At 40.4% G+C, this 1,162-nt stretch carries 1 protein-coding gene; it reads right to left on the reverse strand.

Annotated elements, in window-relative coordinates; translation table 11 throughout:
- Window positions 1–30 precede the first annotated feature (30 nt).
- Window positions 31–984 (reverse strand): IS110 family RNA-guided transposase, encoded by a 954-nt coding sequence (locus IE155_RS17865; protein WP_189379695.1) that lies wholly within the window; start codon window positions 982–984, stop codon window positions 31–33.
- Between the last annotated feature and the right edge of the window lie 178 nt (window positions 985–1,162).

The raw sequence follows: 1,162 nt of genomic DNA on the forward strand, positions 1-1,162 counted from the left end.
ACAAGTGACTATGGTGTCAAACACTAATATTTAATTCATTTTTGGATCCCAATAGACACCATCTCTCACCATTGAATTTAAGATCACAACCATTTTTCTTACACAGGCTATGATGGCTATTTTTTTCGGTTTTCCAGCGGCGACAAGTCGCTGGTATGTTGCCTTAAAAACAGGGTTACATTGCATCGCTGACATCATCGACATGAACATGGCAGTGCGTATTTGATGACGCCCACCACGTATCATTCGTTTACCTTTAAATGCACCACTTTCTCGGTTTATTGGCGCTACTCCAACGAGGGCCGCAGCTTCTTTATTGGTAATATACCCAAGTTCAGGCATGTTACTTAACAGGCTAAAGGCAACGACATTTCCTACGCCAGGAACACTCTGGATAATGTCGTTTTTTAGCTGATATTCATCGCATTGTTCAATCAGTTTAGCCATCTTATTGTCTATTTTTTGGAGCTGATTGTTAATCACAGTGAGCATCGGTTTTATTGTGTTTTCTAGCGATTTAGGAAGTATTTGAAGGCGATTTTTCTCCATTGTGCGCATTTCCATTAACTGACAACGGCGCGATAATAAATCACTCATCTTTCTTAAGGTTTCTGGCTTAAGTGTAGATAAATCGGGCTTTAGTGCCTCGCTATAGTAAGCAATTAACTTGGCATCAAGCTTGTCAGTTTTGGCTAATTGACCAACAGAGCCCGCAAACTTTTTGATACGTACAGGGTTTGCGATTACAAACGGTAATTTCTCGTTCGCACAGGCAATGATAAAGGCTTGCTCAAGTCGCCCCGTTGCTTCAATAACAATGCGTGTTGGTTTGTGTTTTTTAATTTCTTTTATTGCCTTGTTGATACCTTTTTCATCATTGGAAACGGTGAAATAAATATCAAGTGGGCGTATGTATATATCGAGTTGAGTTTTACCTGTATCGACACCGACGTTAATTTCATTTTGATTATTTTTGCTATTCATAATAAGCTGACTCTGCCTTGCTAATTCGGGCTCGAGGCCCCGTTGACTATCCGAGTTTATTGCTTGGAGTTTTATACGACGTTCTTACTTGTTATCGGTCTCTCAACAGAGGAGCCATCGTTCAATCGAACTGTCGTATAAAAAGGCTTTGGTTGCAGCCAAAGCTTGGGCCTCACTT

This window comes from Thalassotalea profundi, from assembly GCF_014653195.1.
Taxonomy (GTDB): domain Bacteria; phylum Pseudomonadota; class Gammaproteobacteria; order Enterobacterales; family Alteromonadaceae; genus Thalassotalea_B; species Thalassotalea_B profundi.

Coding starts and splice junctions, on each gene's coding strand:
- IE155_RS17865 (WP_189379695.1), bottom strand. CDS start 984: ATGAATAGCAAAAATAATCAAAATGAAATTAACGTCGGTGTCGATACA.